Source organism: Neobacillus sp. PS3-34, assembly GCF_030915465.1.
Lineage (GTDB): Bacteria > Bacillota > Bacilli > Bacillales > Cytobacillaceae > Neobacillus_A.
The window spans coordinates 4,531,270-4,555,549 of record NZ_CP133267.1 but is presented as its reverse complement, the minus strand read 5'-3'; the positions used below and the strand labels follow the sequence as shown (position 1 = coordinate 4,555,549).

24 protein-coding genes, 3 pseudogenes, 2 riboswitches and 1 other annotated feature (1 of these 30 cut by a window edge) are annotated in these 24,280 nt (G+C 38.9%); of the genes and pseudogenes, 19 read left to right on the top strand and 8 right to left on the bottom strand.

Annotated features, from left to right (window positions below; all coding sequences use genetic code 11):
- Positions 1–106, bottom strand: a binding site (T-box leader) (it extends 107 nt beyond the left edge of the window).
- A 146-nt stretch (positions 107–252) separates the two neighbouring features.
- Entirely contained in the window at positions 253–444 is a 192-nt protein-coding gene (locus tag RCG23_RS24005) for a transcriptional regulator SplA domain-containing protein (protein WP_308180167.1), read from the bottom strand.
- Positions 445–675: 231 nt separating this feature from the next.
- On the opposite strand from RCG23_RS24005, the gene RCG23_RS24000 reads away from it, so the two are divergent.
- The 9 genes and pseudogenes from RCG23_RS24000 to RCG23_RS23960 all read left to right on the top strand — a co-directional run bounded on the left by RCG23_RS24000 (position 676) and on the right by RCG23_RS23960 (position 9,336).
- Positions 676–1,407: a DsbA family oxidoreductase gene (locus tag RCG23_RS24000; protein WP_308177716.1), complete on the top strand. Its 732-nt coding sequence runs from the start codon at positions 676–678 to the stop codon at positions 1,405–1,407.
- Positions 1,408–1,530: 123 nt separating this feature from the next.
- Positions 1,531–1,633, top strand: a riboswitch (TPP riboswitch).
- 147 nt (positions 1,634–1,780) lie between these two features.
- Positions 1,781–3,079: an acetylornithine deacetylase gene (locus RCG23_RS23995; protein ID WP_374049789.1), complete on the top strand. Its 1,299-nt coding sequence runs from the start codon at positions 1,781–1,783 to the stop codon at positions 3,077–3,079.
- Positions 3,076–3,747 (top strand): thiaminase II, encoded by a 672-nt coding sequence (tenA, locus tag RCG23_RS23990; protein WP_308177715.1) that lies wholly within the window; start codon positions 3,076–3,078, stop codon positions 3,745–3,747. Before RCG23_RS23995 ends, tenA begins: the two co-directional genes overlap by 4 nt.
- Positions 3,748–3,829: 82 nt before the next feature.
- Complete coding sequence (locus RCG23_RS23985; protein ID WP_308177714.1) at positions 3,830–4,507, top strand: ABC transporter ATP-binding protein; 678 nt, start codon at positions 3,830–3,832, stop codon at positions 4,505–4,507.
- A pseudogene (locus RCG23_RS23980) lies at positions 4,497–5,265 on the top strand (ABC transporter permease). Before RCG23_RS23985 ends, RCG23_RS23980 begins: the two are co-directional and overlap by 11 nt.
- Positions 5,266–5,299: 34 nt before the next feature.
- Positions 5,300–6,313, top strand: coding sequence for an ABC transporter substrate-binding protein (locus RCG23_RS23975; RefSeq protein ID WP_308177713.1), 1,014 nt, complete (start codon positions 5,300–5,302; stop codon positions 6,311–6,313).
- Positions 6,314–6,478: 165 nt separating this feature from the next.
- Positions 6,479–6,579: riboswitch (purine riboswitch) on the top strand.
- A 174-nt stretch (positions 6,580–6,753) separates the two neighbouring features.
- Positions 6,754–7,947 (top strand): nucleoside transporter C-terminal domain-containing protein, encoded by a 1,194-nt coding sequence (locus RCG23_RS23970; protein WP_308177712.1) that lies wholly within the window; start codon positions 6,754–6,756, stop codon positions 7,945–7,947.
- Positions 7,948–8,131: 184 nt separating this feature from the next.
- Positions 8,132–8,908, top strand: coding sequence for an NAD(P)/FAD-dependent oxidoreductase (locus RCG23_RS23965; protein WP_308177711.1), 777 nt, complete (start codon positions 8,132–8,134; stop codon positions 8,906–8,908).
- A 68-nt stretch (positions 8,909–8,976) separates the two neighbouring features.
- Positions 8,977–9,336 (top strand): NAD(P)/FAD-dependent oxidoreductase, encoded by a 360-nt coding sequence (locus tag RCG23_RS23960; protein WP_308177710.1) that lies wholly within the window; start codon positions 8,977–8,979, stop codon positions 9,334–9,336.
- Between the two features lie 53 nt (positions 9,337–9,389).
- Here the strand turns inward: RCG23_RS23960 and RCG23_RS23955 are convergent, their stop codons facing one another.
- Entirely contained in the window at positions 9,390–10,556 is a 1,167-nt protein-coding gene (locus RCG23_RS23955; protein ID WP_308177709.1) for a glucose-1-phosphate adenylyltransferase, read from the bottom strand.
- A 208-nt stretch (positions 10,557–10,764) separates the two neighbouring features.
- Between RCG23_RS23955 and RCG23_RS23950 the strand changes: the two genes are divergently transcribed.
- Positions 10,765–11,535: a class I SAM-dependent methyltransferase gene (locus RCG23_RS23950; RefSeq protein ID WP_308177708.1), complete on the top strand. Its 771-nt coding sequence runs from the start codon at positions 10,765–10,767 to the stop codon at positions 11,533–11,535.
- Positions 11,536–11,610: 75 nt separating this feature from the next.
- Here the strand turns inward: RCG23_RS23950 and RCG23_RS23945 are convergent.
- The 4 genes and pseudogenes from RCG23_RS23945 to RCG23_RS23930 form a co-directional block, all read right to left on the bottom strand.
- A pseudogene (locus RCG23_RS23945) lies at positions 11,611–12,883 on the bottom strand (MFS transporter).
- A gap of 13 nt (positions 12,884–12,896) precedes the next feature.
- The gene (locus RCG23_RS23940; RefSeq protein ID WP_308177707.1) at positions 12,897–14,216 is read right to left on the bottom strand and encodes an alkaline phosphatase family protein; all 1,320 of its coding nucleotides are present in this window, start codon (positions 14,214–14,216) and stop codon (positions 12,897–12,899) included.
- A 109-nt stretch (positions 14,217–14,325) separates the two neighbouring features.
- Positions 14,326–14,835 (bottom strand): undecaprenyl-diphosphatase, encoded by a 510-nt coding sequence (locus RCG23_RS23935; protein WP_308177706.1) that lies wholly within the window; start codon positions 14,833–14,835, stop codon positions 14,326–14,328.
- 132 nt (positions 14,836–14,967) lie between these two features.
- Positions 14,968–15,252, bottom strand: a complete 285-nt coding sequence (locus tag RCG23_RS23930) for a hypothetical protein (RefSeq protein WP_308177705.1) — start codon at positions 15,250–15,252, stop codon at positions 14,968–14,970.
- A 248-nt stretch (positions 15,253–15,500) separates the two neighbouring features.
- Between RCG23_RS23930 and RCG23_RS23925 the strand changes: the two genes are divergently transcribed.
- From RCG23_RS23925 to RCG23_RS23890, 8 genes and pseudogenes are all read left to right on the top strand, one after another.
- Positions 15,501–16,022: a hypothetical protein gene (locus RCG23_RS23925; RefSeq protein WP_308177704.1), complete on the top strand. Its 522-nt coding sequence runs from the start codon at positions 15,501–15,503 to the stop codon at positions 16,020–16,022.
- Positions 16,023–16,062: 40 nt separating this feature from the next.
- Positions 16,063–16,554: pseudogene (locus RCG23_RS23920) on the top strand (AAA domain-containing protein); the annotation flags it as partial.
- A 180-nt stretch (positions 16,555–16,734) separates the two neighbouring features.
- Positions 16,735–17,754 (top strand): AAA domain-containing protein, encoded by a 1,020-nt coding sequence (locus RCG23_RS23915; protein ID WP_308180165.1) that lies wholly within the window; start codon positions 16,735–16,737, stop codon positions 17,752–17,754.
- A gap of 128 nt (positions 17,755–17,882) precedes the next feature.
- Positions 17,883–18,680, top strand: coding sequence for a hypothetical protein (locus RCG23_RS23910; RefSeq protein WP_308177703.1), 798 nt, complete (start codon positions 17,883–17,885; stop codon positions 18,678–18,680).
- 18 nt (positions 18,681–18,698) lie between these two features.
- Positions 18,699–19,568, top strand: coding sequence for a DUF3307 domain-containing protein (locus RCG23_RS23905; protein ID WP_308177702.1), 870 nt, complete (start codon positions 18,699–18,701; stop codon positions 19,566–19,568).
- 32 nt (positions 19,569–19,600) lie between these two features.
- Positions 19,601–19,885 carry a hypothetical protein gene (locus RCG23_RS23900; RefSeq protein WP_308177701.1) on the top strand — a complete coding sequence of 95 codons (285 nt, stop codon included), beginning with the start codon at positions 19,601–19,603 and terminating at the stop codon, positions 19,883–19,885.
- On the top strand, positions 19,825–20,946 hold the full coding sequence (locus RCG23_RS23895) for an NAD(P)/FAD-dependent oxidoreductase (RefSeq protein ID WP_308177700.1): 1,122 nt from the start codon (positions 19,825–19,827) through the stop codon (positions 20,944–20,946). The genes RCG23_RS23900 and RCG23_RS23895 overlap by 61 nt, the downstream gene beginning before the upstream one ends.
- A 142-nt stretch (positions 20,947–21,088) precedes the next feature.
- Entirely contained in the window at positions 21,089–21,613 is a 525-nt protein-coding gene (locus tag RCG23_RS23890; protein ID WP_308177699.1) for a type 1 glutamine amidotransferase domain-containing protein, read from the top strand.
- A gap of 110 nt (positions 21,614–21,723) precedes the next feature.
- Here RCG23_RS23890 and RCG23_RS23885 read toward each other — a convergent pair whose 3' ends face one another.
- Positions 21,724–22,029: a hypothetical protein gene (locus RCG23_RS23885; protein ID WP_308177698.1), complete on the bottom strand. Its 306-nt coding sequence runs from the start codon at positions 22,027–22,029 to the stop codon at positions 21,724–21,726.
- A 148-nt stretch (positions 22,030–22,177) separates the two neighbouring features.
- On the opposite strand from RCG23_RS23885, the gene RCG23_RS23880 reads away from it, so the two are divergent.
- Entirely contained in the window at positions 22,178–22,447 is a 270-nt protein-coding gene (locus RCG23_RS23880) for a DUF1292 domain-containing protein (protein ID WP_308177697.1), read from the top strand.
- A 107-nt stretch (positions 22,448–22,554) separates the two neighbouring features.
- On the opposite strand, the gene ade is transcribed toward RCG23_RS23880, so the two are convergent.
- On the bottom strand, positions 22,555–24,273 hold the full coding sequence (gene ade / locus RCG23_RS23875) for an adenine deaminase (protein WP_308177696.1): 1,719 nt from the start codon (positions 24,271–24,273) through the stop codon (positions 22,555–22,557).
- Positions 24,274–24,280 lie beyond the last annotated feature (7 nt).

Sequence of the window (24,280 nt, the reverse complement as noted above, 5' to 3'; positions counted from 1 at the left end):
CGGCCAGTTCAGAAGTGCTAGGCATTATAAGAAGAAGCATCGGTTCGCAGCAGCCACCGACTCTCTGAAAGCTAATTCTTAGTGCCGTCTTCGTCAAAACCTTTTAGGATAATGATAATATACAGAATATTCTACAACTTCACTTTACCTTTGTAAAGGGTTAAAAGAATTAAATCTCTTGTTAAAAATTTACGCTTTGCATTCTATTTTTAGTACTTTATTAATATGTAGAATAGCTGAATTTTGAAAGAGTCAATATTTGCCATAAAGTTCGTTATAGGCTTTCTCCGCAGCTTGTTCAGAGGTGAAAAATGCATCATCCTCTTCAATAAGATGAAAGGATTCATGTAAAAACAAGGCCAGTTTTGCTGGGTCCTTTGGATGTGAAACGATTTCCGCCGGTTTAATATTTGCAACGGAAGGAGTATGGGGATTATGGTATATGACAAAAACCTCGTCCCCGCCTTTAAATCCTTTGGTTCAATTATGTCCATGCTATCACGCCTTTCCATTTTGTTTACTAGTATAACCATTTAGGAGTAAAAAATGGGGGGAGTACATTTTTTCCGTTTTTCCGAATTTGAAGTAGATATTAATGCGTGAGCAAAACAAGATTGTTTCTAGCTTACAATATGCTACTATAATAACTATCCGTAACGTTTATGAGGTGATTTTATGAAAATTGAAGTATGGTCCGATTTTGTTTGTCCGTTTTGTTATATTGGAAAGCGCCGCCTTGAACAGGCGCTTGAACAATTTCCAAATAAAAATAAGGTGGAAGTAGAATTTAAAAGCTTTGAGCTGGATCCAAATGCAGGAGTTTATGATGGAAAAAGCATTCATGAGGTCCTTGCTAAAAAGTATGGAATGAGCATTGAACAGGCAAAACAGGCTAACAGAAATGTAGGGGAACAGGCTTCAAGCGTGGGGTTAACCTTCCAATTTGATGAAATGAAGCCAACGAATACATTTGATGCACATCGCCTGGCGAAATTCGCAAAAACAAAAGGTAAAGAAAAAGTGATTACTGAAAAACTCCTATACGGCTACTTTACCGAATCAAAACATCTTGGTAATCAGGAAACCTTGGCAGATATTGCTGTTGAAGCCGGAATCGACAGGCAGGAAGCATTGAGCGTTATTAATGATAAAACCGCCTTTGCCAACGAGGTAAGAACTGATGAAGCCATTGCACAGCAATATGGCATCAGTGGTGTACCGTATTTTGTTATCAATCAAAAATATGCAATCTCAGGAGCACAACCAACAGATACATTCATTAATGCACTCCAGACTGTATGGCAAGAAGAATCTGCTTTACCAAATCTGATGGATCTATCAACCAATAGTGTTGAAGATGCAAGCTGTACAGACGGCAATTGTGCAATTCCTGAAAAGAACGAATAAAGTACGGTGACAGGCACCATCCAAATAAATGGATGGTGCCTGTCACCTGGTAAAGTGTTTTTTACTTTACTTATGAATATTGTGTGCTATATTTAATTTAGACTTTAACTGAATAAAGTAATTGAAATACACTAGGGGGGCCAATTGGCTGAGATGGAACTATTGTTCCAGACCCTTTGAACCTGATCTGGACAATACCAGCGGAGGGAAGTGGAGCGATCCTTTGATGTCTTCTGAATTTTAATTGGCATTATCGTCAACCCACTCATTTCTCCGGATGTGAGTGGGTTTTATTTTGTCTATTTTCTTTAATTGAGCAGTGCGATAAAACTCTTATTAGTGGGGCAATATTAGTCTAAAAGGGAGTGAGAATTTGAGAATCGAACCGGATATTTTACTTGAAAGGCTTTCACAGGAAGTTGAATCAAGGCAGCAAGAATTGGTCGAATTATTGACAGAATTAGTTGCCTTCCCTACAGTAAGCCCTCCTGCCAGAAATACAAATGACATACAGGAATTTATAAAAAAATACCTCGATGATTTGGGATTTAAAACAGATAAGTGGGATATATACCCAGGGGATCCCAATGTTGTCGGTATTTTATCTGGAGAATCCTCCGGACAATTTAATAGTTTGATTGTCAACGGACATGTTGATGTGGCAGAGGTAGGTGATGATAACGAATGGGTTTCTTCACCTTTTACTGCATATCTCAAAGATTCCTTTATTTACGGACGTGGTGTGGCCGATATGAAGGGTGGGATTGCTGCATCCTTATTCGCAATTAAGCTTTTAAAGGAACTTGGCATAACACTTCAAGGTGATCTTCAATTTCAATCAGTAATTGGAGAAGAAGTAGGTGAGGCTGGGACACTCGCTTGTACAGAAAGAGGCTATAGTGCGGACTATGCTGTTGTAGTTGACACAAGTGACTTACATATTCAAGGACAGGGCGGCGTCATCACAGGCTGGATTACCATTCAAAGCAAAGAAACTTATCATGATGGCATACGCGGAAAAATGATTCATGCTGGCGGTGGAGTTAAAGGGGCAAGTGCGATTGAAAAAATGATGAAAATCATTTCAGGTCTTCAGGATTTAGAGCGGCATTGGGCTGTTACGAAGAGCTATGAAGGATTTGCTCCAGGTACAAATACCATTAATCCTGCCGTTATTGAAGGGGGCAGGCATGCCGCATTTGTCGCGGATCGTTGTGCGCTTTGGGTAACGGTACATTTTTATCCTGATGAAGACTATGAAGAAGTAATAAAAGAAATTGAGCAGCATATCGGTGCAGTTGCAGCTGCTGATCCTTGGTTAAGGGACAATCCACCTCAATTTGTTTGGGGTGGAAAATCAATGATCATAGACCGTGGTGAGATTTTCCCGTCCTTAGAGATTGATGCAGAACACCCTGGAACACGCTGTTTAACCCATTCATATGAAACACTGATGGCTCAAAAACCAGTCGTCGGGATGTCAGCGACGGTGACAGATGCAGGATGGCTTGGAAGAGCCGATATTCCAACAGTCATTTTTGGACCAGGAAAATTAGAAGATGCCCATTCGGTAAATGAGAAAGTTGAATTCCGGCAATTATTAGATTTTGCAAAAGTTCTTGCAGTATTTATCGCCGAGTGGTGCAACACTAAAAAGGATGGGAAATTATGAAATTTTCACAGACCCTGTACAAAAAAGTAAACGAGATATGGGAGAAAACCCACCAGCATCCTTTTGTAATCGGGATGGGACAGGGAGATTTGCCTGTTGAATCGTTTGTCCGTTATATGAAACAGGACTATGTCTTCTTAATAGACTATGCAAAGCTTTTTGCATTCGGGTCGGTAAAGGCAAAGGATTTAGAAACGATGGCTGTTTTTGCCAAGCTGTTGGATGAAACCCTTCATGGAGAAATGGATTTGCATCGACAGTATGCTGCAAGGTTTGAGATTACCAATCAGCAGCTCGAAGAAACCAAGCCCACACCGATCAACCTGGCATATACACGTTACATGCTTAATGTGGCTCAGAACGGTTCACTCGAGGAATTAATATCTACACTGCTGCCCTGTATGTGGAGCTACTGGGAGATAGGGAAGATGCTGGCCGAGAACTATCCGAATTCGACCGAGCATCCTTTGTATGGTGAGTGGATAAAAATGTACTCATCAAAAGAATTTGGTTCATTGGCCTGCTGGCTTATTGATTTGTTAGATCAATTGGTTGAAGGAAAACCTGATTGGGAAAAACAAATCCTTGAAGAGCATTTCATTACCACATCCAAGTTCGAATATATGTTTTGGGATATGGTCTACCAGGGAGGAGATTGGCCTGTCTAATTCGTCCATCTTATCAATAAAGGAACTATCGTATACTTTTCCAAACATGGAGATTTCAAAATCTATATTTTCAAATGTCTCGTTGGAGGTTAATGAAGGAGAGTTTGTTTCAGTTATTGGTGCAAGCGGTTCGGGAAAAAGCACGCTTTTTAAGCTTATTGCAGGATTGCTTGATCCTGACAAGGGACAAATTTGGATTGAAGGATCAACATCGGAAAAGAGATTGGGGAAAGTTGCCTATATGCCACAGAAGGATCTGCTTTTACCGTGGCGGTCAGTCCTGGAAAACGTTTTACTTCCTCTGGAAATGACGAAAGAGAATAAGAAAACTAAGATCGTGGAAATCAAAAATTGGTTATCCCAAACAGGTTTAGCTGAGTACGAAAACGCATATCCTCATGAGCTTTCAGGTGGAATGAAGCAGCGGGTCGCATTTTTAAGAACCATCATGACGGGCAGAGACCTTTTATTATTGGATGAGCCGTTTGGTGCACTTGATTCCCTGACAAAAAGAAAAATGCACAGCTGGTTATTGGAACTGTGGGGGAATTTACAAAAGACGGTATTGTTCATTACGCATGATCTCGAGGAAGCCATCCTGTTAAGCGACCGGATTTATCTGCTCCCAGGTAAAGGCAGTCAATTGATCCAAGAAGTAAAAGTCAACCTGCCAAGACCGAGAAGGCCTGAGCTTATTTATCAATCAGAGTTTATTGCGATGAGAAAAGAACTGGAGTGGCTGATCTCAGATGAAAGGTAGATTTAAAAAATGGACAGAAGATTATGACCTGTTTTTATTGGTCGTCCTTCTTCTCTTAAGTATATGGGAATGGTCAGTTCGCACCGGATTGATTCCAGCATTTATTTTGCCTTCACCGTCTTCCATCTGGACATCATTAATTGAGAACCAACAGCTTTTGTTACAGGTGCATTTGCCCGCCACACTTAAGGAGGTCCTGATTGGTTTTGGCCTGTCCGTTCTAGGCGGTGTTTTACTAGGAGTCGGCATGCATTTTTTTCGTGCACTAGAAAAAGTGCTGTATCCATTTCTGGTTATATCGCAAACCGTTCCTTTGATTGCGATATCTCCGATTTTTATTATGTGGTTCGGGTATTCCATTTGGAGTAAAATTGCTGTAACCATTTTGACGGCCTTCTTTCCAATTGTGGTTAGTACATATGACGGGCTGAAAACCGGGGGAGTGGAATATCGGGAATTGCTTCTGACAATGGGCGCTAACCGTTGGGATATTTTTAAAAAGGTCCAGGTTCCGATGGCGATGCCAGTGTTTTTGTCAGGATTAAAGCTGTCAGTAGTATATTGTGTGGTTGGTGCTACGATTGGAGAATGGCTGGGGGCAAGTGAAGGTTTAGGATACTTTAGCCGCCGCATGTCAGGAAGTCTACAGGCAGATGCCGTATTTGCTGGCGATATTCCTGCTTTCATTACTAGGTATAATTCTCTTTTTATTAATTGGTTTATTAGAAAAACAGTTATTAAAAAATAAAAAACGATAAAATTTATGAAGTGTACAGAAGGGAAGTAAAAATTATGAAAAAAGCTTTTTTAATCATGGCAAGTTTGTTATTACTTTTATTAAGTGCCTGCAGTGCAGGAAATAAGAACAACGAAACTAGTACTGATAAAGAGTCAGGTGACAGCAAGAAACTAGAAAAGGTAAGTTTAATGCTGGACTGGTATCCAAATGCCGTTCACTCGTTTCTTTTTGCTGCACAGGAAAAGGGATATTTTAAAGAACAAGGATTAGATGTAGATATTCAAATGCCTGCAGATACAAATGATCCCTTAAAGCTGGTTGCAGCCAACCAGATCGACATGGCGCTCAGCTACCAGCCACAGGTTTTAGTTGCGCGAGGGGAAGATATTCCTGTTCAATCGTTTGGGGCAATAGTCCGTCATCCTCTAAATCAATTAATGGTTCCAGCCGATGGACCTCTCAAATCACCAAAGGATTTAGCAGGAAAAACGATTGGCTATCCATCCATTCCATTGGATGAAGCTATTGTGCAAAGCATGGTGAAAGCTGACGGTGGAGACCCGAAGAAAATTAAAATGGTTGATGTTGGATGGGATCTAATTCCTGCAATGGCTACGAAAAAAACAGACGCGCTGATCGGCGGATATATCAACCATGAAAAATTATTGCTTGAAAAAGAGGGTCACCCTATGCACGCTTTTAATCCTGGGGAGTATGGCGTTCCGGATTATTATGAACTAGTATTGGTGGCAAGTGAAAAAGAGTTAAAAGAAAAGCCAAAAGTATTTAAGAAATTTATGGCGGCAATTTCAAAGGGGCAGAAATATGTTAAGGAAAATCCGGAGAAAGGATTGTCAATTTTGTTGAAGCATGAAGACAAATCATCTCCACTTGAAAAGGATGTTGAAACAAAAAGCCTACAAATCCTTCTGCCTCTGATGGATGCAAAAGGAAAACCATTCGGCTATCAGGATAAAGCAATATGGGAGAATGTTGCTAAATGGCTGTATGACAATAAAATTGTAAAAACAAAAATAAAAGCTAAGGATTCTTTTATTAATTTATAATTTGTTATTATAGTAAGATATTTTTAAGGCAGCTTTACTTTTAAGTGAAGCTGCCTTTTTTTGCGTCGAATTTCTCAAATAATTTTTACAAATAAAATAATTACAACATTAGTTTAATCAATTGTTAAATTGTTATTAGTATAATAAAATGAGCTTTGTTCCAATAAAGCTCATAAATATTTTCCTTGTATAATATCAGTGGAATGGTCTGATAGTCTCTACCTGGCAGCCTTAAATGCCGGACTATAAGGAAGTGTGAATAATATAGAGAATTAATACACATATTATGCAAAGTGTTTTCAATTAACCTGCTGAGTACATATGATTTGGCCGCATAATATGAAAGAAAAAAGCTCTTATTTTCATTCTTTCTGTCTAGTGGCTGGAGGTGTGAAAATAAGGGCTTTTTTGCAGGAAACATTAAATATGGAGTTGTTGACATGTTATTTCTCTTAAATCTTCTCGGCGTTTTAGTCGTTGTGGGGATTCTCTTTCTAATCTCACCTAATAAGAAGAAAATTAAATGGAAGTCTCTTTTAATGTTGTTTATCGTTGAATTGTTCATCACCTGGTTTATGTTAGGGACCAAGGTAGGGAGTTGGACTATTAATCAAATCGCTTCATTTTTCACTTGGTTAATTTCATGCGCAAACCAGGGAATCTCTTTTGTTTTCCCGTCTGTCATGGCTAATCCAACGGTCGATTTTTTCTTCAGCGCTCTTTTGCCAATCATTTTCATCATTACGTTCTTTGATATTTTATCGTATTTTGGAATTTTGACCTGGATCATTGATAAAGTTGGATGGTTAATTTCTAAAATTTCTGGTCTGCCGAAACTTGAGAGCTTCTTTTCTATACAAATGATGTTTCTTGGAAACACAGAGGCTCTTGCGGTAATTCGCCAGCAGATGATGGTTTTAAAGGATAATCGTTTGCTGACTTTTGGAATCATGAGCATGAGCAGTATCAGTGGTTCGATCATTGGAGCATATTTATCAATGGTTCCTGCCACTTATGTTTTTAGTGCGATTCCATTAAACTGTTTGAATGCCTTATTATTAGCCAGTATATTAAATCCTATTGACGTCAGCAAAGAAGAAGATATAGTGTATGTTCCTCCTAAAGAGGAACGAAAAGATTTCTTTTCAACCATTTCTAATAGTATGCTGGTTGGAATTCAGATGGTCATTGTTATTATGGCAATGGTGATTGGCTATGTAGCATTGACTGCATGTTTAAACGGCATTTTAGGTTTTATTGTTCATGGTTTGACCATTCAAAAAATATTCTCAATTATTTTTAGCCCGTTTGCCTACCTTCTTGGATTATCAGGCCACGACGCGATGTATGTAGCACAATTGATGGGAATTAAAATCACGACAAACGAATTCGTTGCGATGATGGATCTTAAAACTAAGCTAAATGTATTGGCACCTCATACAAAAGCTGTCGCAACCACGTTTTTAACATCTTTTGCTAACTTCAGTACGGTTGGTATGATTTATGGGACCTTTAATTCTATACTTGGTGAAGACAAATCACGCATCATTGGTAAAAATGTCTGGAAGCTGCTTGTGAGCGGAATGGCAGTATCACTCTTAAGCGCAATGTTCGTAGGGCTTTTCGTTTGGTAATGTAATAAAGTGACAGGCACCTTCCAATAAATTGGAAGGTGCCTGTCACTTTTCCAGAGCTGAAATTTCGGTATTTTTCACTTAATAATTTTTTAGAGTTCACCGATGCGGAAAGTTCACATATAATGTTTGTGAAATAATTCACATTTTATGAATTTACTCATTCTTTTTAGAGGTGATTCTCATGGGTGAAAAACTCAAAATTGTCATTTTGGGAGGCGGTTATGCCGGGCTGCTAACGGCTATTACATTACAGAAAAAAGTCCATAAGAAGAGGGCAAGTATAACGCTAGTCAACAAGTATGATTATCACTATTTAACGACCAAGATCCATGAAGCCGGTGCAGGGACATTGGATTCAAAAAACATTCGCTTTCCTATTACTGAATTGATTGATACAGAAAGGGTGAACTTCATCCAAGATGAGGTAATCGGGATAAATTCATTAAGGAAAATCGTTTCTCTTAAGAACGGCTTGCTTTCCTATGATTATTTGGTGGCAGCAATAGGGGGTTCGCCACAGACCTTTTATATTCCAGGACTTGAGGAGAATGCATTTTTCCTCTTTGATTTTGAGGGGACAGAGCGGCTTAAGAATCATATCGAAAATGAATTCAGCTTATATCGGCATGACCATGATGAAAAACGGCTGTCGTTTGTCATCGGAGGAGCCGGGTTTACTGGAATAGAATTTTTATATGAATTTACAGAGCATATCCCTGAATTATGTAAGAAATATGATGTTCAGGAATCACAAGTAAAATTGATTTGTGCAGAAGCAGCTGACTCTCTTTTAAATGGTTATGACTCAAGAATGATACTTGATGTTCGAGAATCTCTTCAACACCTTTTGTGTGAATTTCGTTTAGGCAGCGGTATATCTTCCTGTTCAAAAGACAGTGTCCTTTTTTCGGATGGATCAGAAATAAAAGCAAATACAATTATCTGGCCGGGGGTGTAAAAGGGAACTCGTTATTCAATGATCAGGGATTTAAACTCCTTAACGGTAGAGTAGCGGTAAATCAGTATTTGGAAGTTTTAGACCATAAAGACATTTATGTTTTAGGGGATGCGTCTGTCAGTTTCACACCAGAGGGAGAGCCCATACCGCCATCAGCCCAAATTGCATTGCAGCAGGGACAGTACTGCGGTTATCATATAGCCTCAAAGGCCTATGGGCAGATAGCAAAGCCGTTCCAATATAATCATAGGGGCACTGTCCTGTCTATGGGAAGAAAAAATGCCACAGGGATTGTTTATGGCTGCCATATAAGAGGTAGATTTGCTTCATTTATGAAAAAGGTGATTGAATTGCGTTATTTTTATATGCTAGGTGGTCTGTCAATGCTTTCAAAGCAGATTAAGGTGAATGTAAAAAATAAGAAATGACTGGAATGAAAAAGGGTGGCACTTGCCATCCTTTTTTTCGATAATTTCAAGTTTCAGGTTAGATGAAAAAATACAGGATTAGACTCCTTGTGCTTTTTTAAAAAATCACTCTCACAAATAAGGGATATCTCATTTGGAAATTCGGATTTTATGACTGTTCTGTCTTTAATATAGACATTGCTCCCAACAATTGCTTTTTGAATGAAGGCATTATCCCCAATTTCCGCTCCCGGCAGGATGACTGAATCTCTTATTACTGTATTTCTCCCAATTTTCGCTCCACTGCAAATAACTGAATTTTTTATGATCCCAAAAATATTACAGCCCTCACTGACTAAGGAATTCATGATGACCCCTTTGGCATCAAGATATATGGGAGGATGCAAAAGATTTGCGGTATAGATTTTCCATTCCTGTTTTTCCATAAAAATATTTGTTTCTGAAGATAACAGATCCATATTCGCCTGCCAAAAGCTTTCAACTGTGCCCACGTCTCTCCAATAACCTTTAAAATTATAGGCAAAAAGGGATGAAGAGTCTTTAAGTATGGCAGGAATTATATCCTGACCAAAATCTTTGGTTGAGGATATACGATTATCTTCTAAGTATTTGATCAACACATCCCGCCTGAAAATATATACTCCCATGGACGCAAGCTTTGATTTTGGATGGGCTGGTTTTTCTTCAAACTCAATTATTTTCCCAACCTTATTCGTTTTCACTATTCCAAACCGGCTTGCCTCCTCTAAGGGTACATTAACAACTGCTATTGTTACATCTGCATCTGTCAAAATATGCTGCTTCAGCATAAGGCTATAGTCCATTTTATAAACATGATCACCAGAAATAATGAGAACGTGTTCGGGATCATATTGCTCAATAAAGTGCATGTTTTGATAAATGGCACCAGCGGTTCCTTCATACCATCTTATTTGATTATGGGACTCAAAGGGAGGCAGCAATGTCAAACCTCCATCCGTTTTATCCAAATGCCAATGCTGGCCGTTTCCAATATATTTATGTAGAACATGCGGCTGATATTGAGTCAATACTCCGACAGTATCTATGTTTGAATTCCTGCAATTGCTGAGGGCAAAATCGATAATTCGATACTTCCCGCCAAAAGGAACCGCTGGTTTCGCAATGTTCAGAGTCAAGTTTTTCAGCCGATTGCCCTTGCCGCCGGCGAGCAGCATGGCAATACAATTTCTTCTCGGCAACTCATACACCCCTTTTATGAAAATGATTTTATGTTGAGATGGAAATGAAGTTTTAAAACATTAATTTTCTGCTCCTTCATTGTATATGTCTGTAAAGACAAATAAATTGATAAGTAATTCTTATATACATTCATAAAAAAACAGTAATTTTTTTTATGATAAATAAATTTTATATTGAAGATAACGAAAGAAAAGAGGGGAATTAAGGATGGATATTAAAAAGGATGTTCAACAGCAATTTGGCAAGAATGCAGGTTCATACGTGGTCAGTAAAATTCACAAGGAAGGAAAGGATCTTCAAAAGCTTGTTGCTATCGCAGAATTAGACGGGAGTGAAAGATTGCTGGATATAGCAACTGGCGGTGGACACACGGCTAATGCGTTTGCCCCGTTTGTTGAAAGGGTAACTGCAGTCGATTTGACTCCTGAGATGCTGGCGGAAGCAGAGAAATTTATAAGAGGAAACGGCAATGAAAATGTTGAATTTATTGAGGGTGATGCTGAAAGTCTTCCATTCTCGGCTGAAATGTATGATATCGTAACGAGCCGGATTGCTCCCCATCACTTTCCCAACGTAAAAACATTTGTTGAAGAAGTAAATCGATTATTAAAACCAGAAGGACAATTCTTGCTTGTTGATAATGTTTGCCCTGAGGCAGAAGAATTGGACCATTTTTATAATACAATTGAAAAAAAGAGGGATTACAGCCATTTTCGGGCGTGGAAAAAAACAGAGTGGATTGAAATGCTGGAACTGAGCGGATTTGAGATTTCGGAATTTCATCGATTTGACAAGACCTTCCTTTTCGACCCTTGGTGTGATCGAATGAATTTGCCTGTTATGGAAAAAGAACAGTTAAACGCCTTCATGCTTGAGGCGGGAGAGAACGTGAAGAAAAAATTCCGAATTAAGTCAGAAGATAACAAAGTAATTTCATTTGTGGGTGAATCGATCATTGTAAAAGCTATCAAAATTTGAGCACCAAACATCCATGGCTTGATTAAAACTAAAAGGGATCCAGCTGTCTATCGCCTGGATAGCAGCTGGATCCTTTTAGTTGGAAATTGAATGAGATGCTGAAGAACGCAATGTTTCTGGAACTTGATAAAGGAGAATGCCCCCGACCACAAACAGAATGACAAGACTGAATACACCGCTGTTCGTATTTCCGGTTATTTGTGCGGTAATCCCAACCAGGAACGGCCGAGAATGGCGGCGAATTTCGAAAAAATATTATAAAATCCGAAAAATTCATTTGCAGACTCCTTTGGAACAAGCCTAGCAAAGTATGCCCGGCTCAAGGCCTGAATGCCGCCCTGAGAAGATGCGACCATCATGGCAAGAATCCAGAAATCTAAAGTAGTTTTTAAGAAATAAGCATAAGTACAAATGATAATGTATACACAAATCCCGACGAGGAGCATCGTCTTACCCTTAAACTTCTCCGCTAGCCTGCCATATAATACTGCAAATGGAGCCGCAACTACCTGGGTCGCAAATAAAATGATTAATAGATTTGTAGATGAAATGCCTAAATCTGAACCGTATGAGGTTGACATGGTGATAATTGTATCCACTCCATCAATATAAAAGAAGTAAGCTATTAAAAATAAGAAAAGCGCACGATAGGCTTTAATATGCCGAAACGTTTCAAGCATCCGTTTAAAGCTGTTGGCAATGGGATTAGGAACACGGTCCTTATAATAAACCTGTTCTACGGTTTTCAACATTGGTACCGTAAAAATACCCCACCATAATGCCGTAATGGCAAAAGCAGCCTGGCTCGCAGCTGTTACAGAAAAGGGAAGTACCTTTTGCTGTGATAAAATGATTAGTGCAATGCTTATGATAAAAGGGATGGTACTCCCGATATATCCCATTGCAAACCCACGGGATGAAACCCGGTTCATTCGGTCCTCAGTTGTAACATCAACAATAAAGGCATCATAAAAAATATTTGCCCCGGCAAACCCGACAACGGTAAACATATAACAGAGTAATAACATAAGCCAGTGCTGATTTGGAATGACGGAAAGAAGGGCTGTAAAAACAATTCCTAGTGAAAAGAAAAAGGTAAAAAATCTTTTCTTGAACCCTTGATAATCTCCAATTGTTCCAAGGATTGGAGCACACAGGGAAACAAGCAGGGTAACAAGGGAATTTGCATAACCCCAATAAGCAGTGGAAGTGGATGCTGCAATTCCAGCCTCTGTCGCTGAAGCTTTAAAATACAAAGGAAAAACTGCAGTCGTAATGATAAGCGAATAAGCAGAGTTGGCCAATCATAAAATACCCAGCCTTTTTCTGGTTTGGACAGACGATTCATTTAAATGCCCTCCTTAAGTGTTTGAGTAATCAAGCATTTCCTCGATAATCCTTCCGTCTGTAACTCCAAGGTGGAGACCTAAAAGCCTTGCAATTGTAGGACCTTCATCGACAAGGCGGATTGACGGGATGACGGTATTTTTTCGAATTCCTTTTCCCGCTGCCACCAATACAGTCGAATACTGCTCCTTTCCAGGAGAATAACCATGAGTCGCAAGGGTGTATTTTTTATCCCTTGTAACATCAGCTGCACTAATCGTTTTTATAAATTCTCCGCTAAAATTCTCTAAAAAGTAATAACCTTTGCGAGCTTCGACCATAAATGCACATGTGCCATCTGCCCCTTTTTCCTCTGCCTGCTTTCCAGAAATAACGTCTTCAATACCGTTGTCAGGGTCTTTAAGCATTTCGAGCAGAATCCTTTTTACTTCATTGTATGTATCTGTATCATTTTTATCTTTAATATAAATGTATGCTGAACCATCACAGCTTTTACAATAGGCTTTCCAGCCGATCAGCTTGCCGTTCTTATTAACTGTAATAAGATTCTGCCTGTTAAGAAGCACATTAAGATTAATCGCTTTATTTTCATCAAGTGCGCTATGGTCACCAAGGACAACAATGGTTGAATCTTCATATATGTCGCTGGATTTTAATGCAGCAATTATTTTGCCAAGACGATCATGGTGACGGAGTAAGGCATTAGATGCTTCTTTTGATGAAAAGCCGTAGAGATGACGCTGAGAGTCCAAATCTGTAAAGTGGACCAGCAATAATTCGGGTTTTTTCGATTTGATCGTATGGATAGTAGACTCAAGCACAAAATCATCTAGTTCTGGCTGATTCAGGCCATTCCGTATGTGTCCATATAATCTGTTAAGCTCTAATTGATAGAGGGGGCTGCCGTTCATCAGAGACACAAAAATCTGGTTATGCCAGGGACGATTCGCGAAAATTTCCGGCATATTATAATCAATATTTGCTTTTCCAGTAACAGGCCATAATAATGCAGCCGTTTTCATTTTTGCTTTTTTCGCTTCATCATATAGAGTAGTGCCCCTTATCGCATCTCTATACCAATTCCAGTCCGGTGAAAGATTGCCAGGCTGCAATAATGTATTATTAATGATTCCATGCTTGTTAGGAAAGTTTCCTGTAACAATAGAAGTATGGCAAGGATATGTAACAGAAGGGTAAATGGTTTCAACATTAGGTACATATGTGCCTTTTTCTAGCAGCTCCCTAAAGTGCGGCAGCTTTTCCAAAACTGGAAGATCCAATGCGGAAAGGCAATCAAATGAAATGACAATTAAATGGCGGGTAAGACGGTTCATATAAACCTCCTACATATAATAGTACGAACCTTAATACAATTGTACTATATAGAGAGGAAAAAGGAAGGTTATTTACAGAATAATAACATAATTCAATGTATCAGTATTACTATGTTTGACGTGAAAAAAATTTAAAAAAATTTGATGTTTTGTGAATGACGATGCTTGTTAGGGTTCCTATAATAGCACTTCCAGCAATATCAGATGGGTAATGGTGCCCCATCCATATGCGTGAGAGTCCTGTAAGGAATGACAAACCTAACATAATCAGCCCAAACGTACGTTGATATAGTAGGATTGATGTAGTAACTGCAAATGCAAGCAATGTGTGTTTGCTAGGAAAGGTAGAGTCCAATGCTGACGGAATAAGAATACCTACTCGATGTTTTAAAAATGGCCGGGCTTTAAAGTAAAAAGATCTGATTATTATGTTAATTAATAATGTAATAACCACTGATAGCACTGCATTTATCGTGATTTTTCGGTTTCTAAACCACATAATGACCAAAATAATAATGTAGACATATCGAATTTTCTTGGAAACGAATATCATGAAAAAATCCAAAAGTGAAAATTGTCCAGTAACACTATTTATTTTTCTGAAAAGATATTCATCCATAAAAATTCTCCTCACTCTTTTGTTTCGATTAATTTCCAAGAAAAAGGCTTATTGTTTTAAAATAGTGAAAAGCCTTGCGGTTTTGCGAAGGCTTTTTATATTGCTTAGACAAAAAGGATAAGAGTGAAATCATTAGTCATTATAAGAAAATGGAGAGCCAGTTGAAGTATGGCCATTGACCCAATCAAGTGCTTTCTGTGAGAGTGCTGGCCATTCAGGAATCATATTTTTATGCTGCTCAACCCAATCCATACAAAACTGTGGATCAATATTTTGATCCTCGCATTGTGATAAAAACGCCTCTAGGTTTGTTGTATTCATGTCTTGCCAACTATTACAGGTATTTTGCCAAATCTGCTCTACTCTTTCTTGCAAGGATTCGTTGGATAAATTATTAAATTGGCTATTGGATGCCATGTCTCTTCCTCCCTAAAATTTTATGCCCTAAAAAGCCCGCAAAAACAGATTCCTTTTTCTTTAAATTACAATTGTTATTTTTTTCTTAATGGAAATTTTTATGTATCCCTATTGCGTGTTAATTTAAGGAAACGTCTAATCCCCTTAAAACCTAAGATCATTTGGCAGACTCTTTTATAAATGCTATAGTACTGTCATCAGCAAACAGGTTCAATCTCTTATAGATTGGACTTTCTTGGTTAAAAAGGATGATATCCAATGACAAGTACGTTAAGTTATTTAAAAGAGTGGCAGCAGCCCTCCAAAATGAAATCATGCATTTAAAAAAATTTGGAAGCAATAAATTTAGAGTTAACAATGGAAGACTTTTATCAAGGGAAGGATCGTTCTCTTACTATTTTGATACACCTGTCCCGATTCGAATTCCAGTTGGTGCTTCGATTAGGCTCGAGTGGGGCAGTGCAAAACACAACGGGCGCGTGCTTTCTTCTGAAGGCAGAGGAGTAATCGTTGCGCTGGAGCAATCCCTGGGAGATTTAATCCAAGAGGCTTTTTTGCTGCATGATCCCTGGGAGCTCCTTGATCAGCTTATCCAAAGGTTAGATGATATCAAGAAATCCAAGCAAAAGCGATTAAGAGTGAAAAGACTAATGGATCCGTCAATGCCGGCTAAGCATCCGGCTGAAAAAAGCAAAAGTATTGTGCATGAGTTGGTTTTAAGATCCAAATACAACCCGATTACCTTCGTATGGCGCGCCTGGCACCGGTAAAACCTATACACTCGCCCGGACAGCTGCAAATAAATACTTTCAGGGTAAACGTGTGCTCATACTTTCACACAGTAACCAGGCCGTTGATGTGATCATTAGTGAAATTTCATCCTTTATAAAAAAGAAGGACCGTTTCCGTGAAGGTGATGTACTTCGGTATGGTCTGAATACAGGGGAGGCACTTGCGACCCACAATGGCCTGACCACGAGCCAGCTGCTCCAGAGAAAGGATCCGCATCTGGTTGAAGAAAAAGAGATGTTAATCGATGAACGGCAGAAACTTAAACAAGACCTTTCACGTTCTTTTAGCAAAAGAGATTCAAATGATTTATTAGAGCTGGAGAATAAGATTTCAAGAATTCTTGATAAAATTCGCCAACAGGAAAATCAGTTTTTGAAGGATGCTTTCGTAATAGGAACTACACTTGCAAAGTCTGCAAGTGATCATTCTATTTATGAAAAGGATTTTGACGTGGTCATTCTTGATGAAGCTAGTATGGCGTATGTACCTCAGGCAGCGTTTGCTGCTTCTTTAGGAAAAAGGGTAATCATTTGTGGAGATTTTAAGCAGCTGCCTCCGATTGCTACAAGCCGTGATTCTCTCGCAGCAAAGTGGTTAAGAGAAGATATTTTCCATAGAGCCGGCGTTGTTGATTGGGTGAATGAGGGGAAGCTGCATCCGCATTTATTTTTATTAAAGGAACAAAGAAGAATGCACCCGGAAATATCAGCTTTTACCAATCAGTATATATATCAATCCCTTGTTGGTGACCATGAAAGTGTGGGGAATAGCAGAAATGAAATCGTCTCGAGGAGGCCATTTCCAAACCGTGCAGCTATTCTTTTGGATACAAGCTTCACAGGCGATCATTGTATAAATGAACCCACCTCCAATTCCAGGCTGAATCCGTGGCAATTGTTCCTATCGTTCCAACTCATTCATGAAGCATATTTAGGCGGTTCCCAATCGATTGGTTATGTCACCCCCTACCGTGCCCAGGCGAATCTAATGGAGCTATTGCTTGAAGACTTGTATGAAAAAAAGTGCACTGCCGCTGATATTATTTCGGCAACAGTCCACAAATTCCAGGGGAGCGAGCGGGATGTCATGATTTTTGATACAGTCGACGGTGAGCCGCAGCACCGTGCGGGTATGCTTTTAACAGGGAAGGATAGCGAACGCCTCATTAATGTCGCCATCACAAGAACGAGAGGTAAGTTTATCCATGTCAGCAATCGATCCTATATTAGTAAACATGTATATCAAGGCAAAACGCTCAGACAGCTCGTACAACATCAGGAAAACCACAAACAAACTGTCAGTCCAACAGAAATTGGAAAATGGATAAAAAATCAGCATCCAAGATTGCAATGGATTCATGCACTTAAACTGGAACGAATTTTCAATGACCTTCAATCTGCCCGGTCATCCATTGTAATCTCATTACCAGATGGTACGGTCATGAAGGAACAATGGAAGGAAATGTTGAAGAGTAGGGATAAACGTGTAAGGCTAATGGTGATATCAGGGGAGAACTGGCATGAGCTGGAGCCATATCAGCGGCTGGATTTCAGTCTTCCTTTTCCGTTTATCATTATAGACCAGCAACTTTTCTGGCTTGGGCTTCCTTTAGAAGGAGTGAAGGGAGTTCGTCCGCCTTATATTGCAGCTAGGCTGGATTCAGAAAAGGTTTGTGAATATTTTATAGGGCAGTTTCTGGCTGGAGAGTGAGCTGTAAGAGATTCAAATAGGAAAAATTAATTTCACTATATAATCTAATTTAAATTTTATTTGACCTATAAGGCTAATTTTTATAAAATTAGGTTATATAATCTAATTTTATAAAAGAAGGAGAAAATATGACTTATCCAATTTCCATATTTATTCTTGATGTTAGTAACTCCTCTTCTAATGAAATGGGGGAGGAGTTAGCAGGTTATTTGGACGACGTGGTTAACTGGATCAAGATATGGACAAGTGAAGTTGACCCAGTCATTGTGCGCCATCGTTCAGGGGATGAAATTATTTTAGTTGGCAGCGGGTATTCGACTGCATATACCATTGCATTTTTTGTAAGCAGGATTTGGAGGCATAAAAAACATATGCCTTACTTTGGATTGTCCTTTGGTGACATTGACAAGGAATTAGCCACGATTGATATTGAAAAATGGATCCATCCGCTTGTTAAGCAGGCAAGAACGGCAAATGATTCAATAAAGCAGGCACAAAACAGACCACAATTTATTTTTGAAATGGATCAATTCCTTCCTGATGGTACAAGTGATTCATTTGCATACAATCAATTCAGATATGAATTCGAAACATTAATGAACTCCTTATTACAATTACAGCAGCAATATATTAAAAATCAAACGGAAATCCAGGATGCCGTTTGTTCCCTATATTTTATCCTGCAGCAGCAAAAAGCGGTTGCAAAGGTTCTTGGCAGAACGGCACCCACTATTTCCAGCCATTATAAAAAGGGAAATAGTGATGAAATCCTGAATTCATTTGCAGATATAGTCGATATATTAAATTCACTAGAGAAGAAGTCATATTCATCTAGTGGAAATGAACCTAAGGATACAAATAATAAACTGCATAGCATGATAAGGAACCACCTGAAAACTGAAATCAGCACATTTATGAATTTGTAGTACCAGAAAGGGGAAACGATGCTGCTTTTAAGTCTTGTTTTAGCACATTTAATTGCGGATTTCTATCTGCAAACGGATCATATGGTTAAAGAAAAGCTCAAAAATATTTGGAAGCATACAGCACACCATTTTATTTTAAATGCTCTAGTGCTTTCCCTATTCCTTCCTGTTGATTATGGCTATAAGAATATGAATAAGAATTTATTAATGCCATTGTTTTTGATCGTCATTACGCATTTTTTAATTGATTATTTTAAAATAAAATTGGTCGATACGTTAAAAGCCACCAATGAAGAGAACATCAAACGGCTGTGTTTCTTTATTATTGATCAACTACTTCACTTAGGTGTAATAATTTTTACTTGTCAGCTGTTTTGGGGATTGGAGATCAAAGGGCTGTTCGTGAGATTGCTTATTAAGAATCAGGTTTCTTTAGGAGTCGGATCATCCATACTTTTTTGTATCATCATCGTCATCTTGGCAACAAGTGTAAGCGGGCATATGATTAAAATCCTCTTGGGTTCTTTGCCTACCCAGCTCTTAGCATTTGAAGGGAAATACGCTTTTAAAAATGAACGGAAAGAAGTTCATTTCGAAGAAAGACGAGTGGGCAATAGAGGATTGACAGAGGAATATAATTATACGATTTTTAGTAAACATGATCTTTCCAGAGGAAAATTGATTGGCTATATTGAGAGATTGCTAGTTTTAATATTAACTTTTTACAGCGCATATCCGGCAATTGGATTTATTGTCGCAGCAAAATCGATTGCAAGGTTCAAGCAAATGGATGACCGTGACTGGGCTGAATACTTTCTGCTTGGTACGCTTTCATCCATGTTTCTTGGCATAACACTGGGAATTGTTTTGAGGGAATTTTTAAAATAAAAGAGGATATCAGTTTTTAGAGGGGACACTGTATGGTTTACAAGCAGATAGATAGACATGCAAAGGATTTGCGAGGTACCAAAGCAATTATTATAGGGGGAGGTATCGCTGGAAAGTTATTTGCCGCAGCAATCTCTCCCTATTTTCACCGCATACATATTTTAGAAAAGGATGTTGAGCCTTTAGAAAAAAGGGTTGGCGAGGTGTTTCTCAGGCACACCATACACATGCACTTCTTCAGGCTGGAGAAAAAGCAATGGAAGCATTATTTCCTGGATTTCGAAAGGATATGGAAGCTTCAGGTTCCATTAAAATAGATACAATAAACGATTTGGCCTGGTTTCATCATGGAAGATGGAAAAGCCGCTTTAAGAGCGAATTTACAACACTTCTTCAGACAAGGACTCTTCTGGAGACTTACCTTGAAAAAAGAGTAAGACAGCTCGATAATGTCAATTACATATATGGCGCAAAAGTAATCTCGTATATACTTGACCCGAAAAGTCATAGACTTTCAGGAGTAGAAGTCAAAGACGAAAAAGAAAGTAAGATACTTCCAGCGGAGCTTGTCATTGATGCTAGCGGGGCGAGTTCATTTACGAAGACATGGATAGAGAAGCAGGGAATATCTGTACCCGAAGACAAGGTTGACATCGGGCTATGCTATGCTACTAGAATTTTTGAACTGCCGGAGGAAAATAGAGACTATAAGATTAAACTCCTTTATCCTGATCCTCCTACTCAAGAAATCGGGGGTACTTTATCTAAAGTAGAAGATAATAAATATATTGTTACTTTAATCGGATACCTGAATAGTATAAAGGCTGAAGACATAAAAAGTGCAGATGGCTTTTTGGAGTACGCCAGTAAGCTTCCATTAGATGATATTTATAAAGAATTAATAAAAGGTAAATCCTTGACTGACACGAAGATTTTTAACATTCCCTATATGGTATGGCGACGTTTTGACAAAGTCGTCCTTCCAGAAGGACTGCTAGTAGCAGGCGACTCGTTTTGCAGGGTTGATCCCGTTTTCGGACAGGGCATGAGTGTCGCCGCACTCGAGGCGATGGCCATAAAGGATTATTTTTCTCGGCAGCCAAAATCAGGAAGCTTAAAAAAACTGCAAAAGAAAATGGCGAAAATCATTGCACCAGTGTGGTCAATGGTGGTTTGTGAAGATTTTCGCTACGATAAAGTCCAAGGGAAGAAACCATTCGGCTTAAAGTTTCAGCAGTGGTATGTCAAAAAAATCTTTTTAGTTTCAACAAAAAAACGATCCATATATAAGGATTTCATTAAAGTAATGAATCTTGTAAATCCGCCTGCCATTCTGTTTAAACCTTCCACAGTTAAAGAGGTACTGAGAAGGAAATAGACTTACATGATGGGGGAATCGAAAATATTAAATGGCCAAATTCCAAGACTAATAAAGCTGCAATTTTTCAATCACTCATAAAAAGGGTAAACTGATAAAGTCTATTTGAAAGTTTAAAGGCCGTAAAAAAGGAGGAACTAACATGCGATTAAAAGGAAAAAGGATTGTAAGTCTTGTCCACCATGAATTTGAAGATCTGGAGCTATGGTACCCTATTTTAAGACTAAGAGAAGAAGGCGCCGTTGTTCATCTGGCAGGCGAGAAGGCCGGGGAGAAATATATAGGTAAATACGGAGTGCCTGCAATATCTGATTATTCATATACCGAAGTACAGGGTAAAGACTACGATGCGATTCTTGTTCCAGGAGGCTGGGCACCTGATAAAATTCGCCGTTTTCCAGAGGTTCTTTCCCTTATTCAGTATATGGAAGAAAACAAAAAGCCGATTGGCCAAATCTGCCACGCCGGTTGGGTTTTGATTTCTGCAAAGATTTTACAGGGTAAAAAAGTGACCAGTACACCTGGAATAAAGGATGATATGGAAAACGCCGGAGCAATCTGGCTGGATGAACCAGTCGTAGTAGACGGGCATCTCGTATCGAGCAGGCGGCCACCCGATCTTCCCGATTATTTGAGAGAATTTATTAACGTAATGGAAAAAAAATAAAGAAAACTCGCTGATTAGCAAAAATATTCCTGTCATGTATCGAAGATATAAAAGAATATCAGGATGTTCTTGCCAGATAACATTTCTTCAGGGGAAAAATATTTCCCCTGTTATTTTTTTTGTTTCTTCTTATTTATTTCCTCAGTCACTATAAATGCAAGATCATCGTTGCCAAACAAGGATAAAACACCAAGCAGAGTTTGATCTGAAACCACTCCGGCCTCTTCCTTGGGAACCGTTAAATCTATTGCTTCTATTAAGAAAGGATTTGAAGATTGATGCGGATAAGCCCGGAGGTACAATTCCTGTGGATCAAGATCATGATTGACACACCATTGTGCAAATACAAGAATCATCATTTTCTCTTCACCTTGATAATTAGCGATTATTTTTTCCTGCAGGTCTTTTTGGTTCATTTGAGTGCTCCTTTAGGGTAGACTGAAAGTATTATCGACTCCTTTTCATTTTACTCTAAATGAATAAAAAATGTTTAATGTAAGAATGAAATTAATTATCATAGGGAAGATAATAAATTGAAGTACATTATTGAGAGGGGATATAGACATGGAAAAAATCGAAGTAGGCGAAATCTTTACAATCAGTGATGAGAATGAGCAGGATCAGGAAGTGGAAGTACTGGCAACAATCAATATTGAGGGAACCGAATATGTAGCTGTAGGATTTGTAGAAGATATACAGGAAGAAACTGAAGAAGATATCGATATCTTTTTCCTAAAGGTCGACGATGAGGGAGATTTAACAGCCATCGAGACTGACGAGGAATTTGAAAAAGTAACGGTTGAATTTGAAAAAATTATGGATGAAGAAGAATAGAAATTTGTGATTAGAGTAATGAATGAAAGATAGACAGAACAAACCGTTCTGTCTATCTTTCATTTTTCATAAAATAGGGCTTCTAAACTTCCCCGACTTCTATATGTTTAAAGGCGCTTTACGTCGAACAATCCAATATCGGTTAGTTTAAGTTCTGGTATAACCGGAAGAGCCAGGAAGGACAGGGTTAAAAAGGGATTGAACTCCATCGTACAGCCTATATTCCTTAAGGCTGAATTTAAATCCTTTAATTTCTCATAAATGATCGGTGAAGTCAGATCAGACATAAGGCCCGCTATTGGCAAAGGAAGGGACGCAAGGATTTCCCCATTTTGAACCACAGCGAGTCCTCCTCTCATTTCGGAAATATACGTAATGGCTTTAAGGAGATCGCTGTCCGATGTACCAGCTGCAACAATATTATGTGAATCATGGGCAACCGTGGAAGCAATTGCCCCATTTTTAATTCCCAGCCCTTTTAAAATTCCCAGCCCTATATTTCCTGTGTTCTTATGTCTTTCAATGACAGCCATTTTCAAATAGTCCTTTTCTGTACAGGTTTGAAATAGGCCATCTTTTGTATCCACTTTCTCAATGAGATGCTTCGTGACAATACGATTAGGTACAATACCGATAATATTTGCCGTGCTCTCATCGCCAATTGTAATTTGCAAATGCTCCTCAGAAATAGAATTTAACTTAACACTGTCCACAATTGATGGGGAAGGTGAGACATTAGGTTCAGATGGGCAAACCATTTCCCCGTTTTGGGCAACAAGCTTCCCGTTTTTATAAACCCTTTCTGCTACTATAGATTTTAAATCGTCAAGCACCAGGAAATCGGCTTCATATCCAGGAGCGATGGCCCCCTTTGATTTTAAACCAAAGCATTCTGCAGCATTCAAAGTAGCTATTTGAATAGCAAGAATAGGATCCAAACCTTCCTTTATCGCCATTCTCACATTATAATCAATGCTGCCTTCCATGATAAGATCATCAAGATGTTTGTCATCGGTCACGAATAAACACCTGCGAGCGTTATTTTCATTTACTGCTTTTAAAAGTGACAGTAAATCTCTGGCTGCTGAACCTTCCCGGAGCATTACATACATACCCTTACGTAAACGGTCCATGGCTTCTTCAGAATTGACACATTCATGGTCAGTTCGGATTCCGGCAGCCATATAAACATTTAGGCCGTCTGAATCAAGACCAGCCGCGTGCCCATCGATACGTTTGCCTTTTAAGCTTGCTGCTGCGAGCTGGCTTATTATTTTTTCATCATGATGAAATACTGCAGGATAATCCATTACTTCTCCAAGGCCAATAACCCTTGGATTTGCATATAAGTGTTCAAGCTGAGCAAGATCAAGAGAAGCCCCGGCATTTTCAAAAGGAGTTGCCGGCACACACGAAGGGAGCATAAAGAAAACGTCAAGCGGAATATCATCAGATGAATTTATCATAAATTCGATCCCTTCAACCCCGCTAACATTGGCAATTTCATGAGGATCAGCCACAACCGTCGTAACCCCATGGGGCAGCACGACATTAGCAAACTCGGAGGGGGTGACCATCGCTGATTCAATATGAACATGCCCATCAATAAATCCAGGAACGATATATTTTCCTGAGACATCCACGTTCTCAATTCCTTCATAATCCCCGATAGCCGCAAAATATCCATCTACAATGGCGATATTCCTGTTTACAATTTCTCTTGTAAAGACATTAACAATATTTCCGTTTTTAATAACAAGATCGGCAGGAGTTCTTTTAGCTGCCACGTCAATTCTTCTTTTTAAAATTTCCATTTCGAGCTTCAATACGCTC

Excerpts from the sequence above, each read along its gene's own strand:
- RCG23_RS24000 (WP_308177716.1), top strand. The coding sequence starts at position 676 with ATGAAAATTGAAGTATGGTCCGATTTTGTTTGTCCGTTTTGTTATATT.
- tenA (WP_308177715.1), top strand. The coding sequence starts at position 3,076 with ATGAAATTTTCACAGACCCTGTACAAAAAAGTAAACGAGATATGGGAG.
- RCG23_RS23975 (WP_308177713.1), top strand. The coding sequence starts at position 5,300 with ATGAAAAAAGCTTTTTTAATCATGGCAAGTTTGTTATTACTTTTATTA.
- RCG23_RS23970 (WP_308177712.1), top strand. The coding sequence starts at position 6,754 with ATGTTATTTCTCTTAAATCTTCTCGGCGTTTTAGTCGTTGTGGGGATT.
- RCG23_RS23965 (WP_308177711.1), top strand. The coding sequence starts at position 8,132 with ATGGGTGAAAAACTCAAAATTGTCATTTTGGGAGGCGGTTATGCCGGG.
- RCG23_RS23950 (WP_308177708.1), top strand. The coding sequence starts at position 10,765 with ATGGATATTAAAAAGGATGTTCAACAGCAATTTGGCAAGAATGCAGGT.
- RCG23_RS23940 (WP_308177707.1), bottom strand. The coding sequence starts at position 14,216 with ATGAACCGTCTTACCCGCCATTTAATTGTCATTTCATTTGATTGCCTT.
- RCG23_RS23935 (WP_308177706.1), bottom strand. The coding sequence starts at position 14,835 with ATGGATGAATATCTTTTCAGAAAAATAAATAGTGTTACTGGACAATTT.
- RCG23_RS23930 (WP_308177705.1), bottom strand. The coding sequence starts at position 15,252 with ATGGCATCCAATAGCCAATTTAATAATTTATCCAACGAATCCTTGCAA.
- RCG23_RS23925 (WP_308177704.1), top strand. The coding sequence starts at position 15,501 with ATGATATCCAATGACAAGTACGTTAAGTTATTTAAAAGAGTGGCAGCA.
- RCG23_RS23915 (WP_308180165.1), top strand. The coding sequence starts at position 16,735 with ATGCACCCGGAAATATCAGCTTTTACCAATCAGTATATATATCAATCC.
- RCG23_RS23910 (WP_308177703.1), top strand. The coding sequence starts at position 17,883 with ATGACTTATCCAATTTCCATATTTATTCTTGATGTTAGTAACTCCTCT.
- RCG23_RS23905 (WP_308177702.1), top strand. The coding sequence starts at position 18,699 with ATGCTGCTTTTAAGTCTTGTTTTAGCACATTTAATTGCGGATTTCTAT.
- RCG23_RS23900 (WP_308177701.1), top strand. The coding sequence starts at position 19,601 with ATGGTTTACAAGCAGATAGATAGACATGCAAAGGATTTGCGAGGTACC.
- RCG23_RS23895 (WP_308177700.1), top strand. The coding sequence starts at position 19,825 with ATGGAAGCATTATTTCCTGGATTTCGAAAGGATATGGAAGCTTCAGGT.
- RCG23_RS23890 (WP_308177699.1), top strand. The coding sequence starts at position 21,089 with ATGCGATTAAAAGGAAAAAGGATTGTAAGTCTTGTCCACCATGAATTT.
- RCG23_RS23885 (WP_308177698.1), bottom strand. The coding sequence starts at position 22,029 with ATGAACCAAAAAGACCTGCAGGAAAAAATAATCGCTAATTATCAAGGT.
- RCG23_RS23880 (WP_308177697.1), top strand. The coding sequence starts at position 22,178 with ATGGAAAAAATCGAAGTAGGCGAAATCTTTACAATCAGTGATGAGAAT.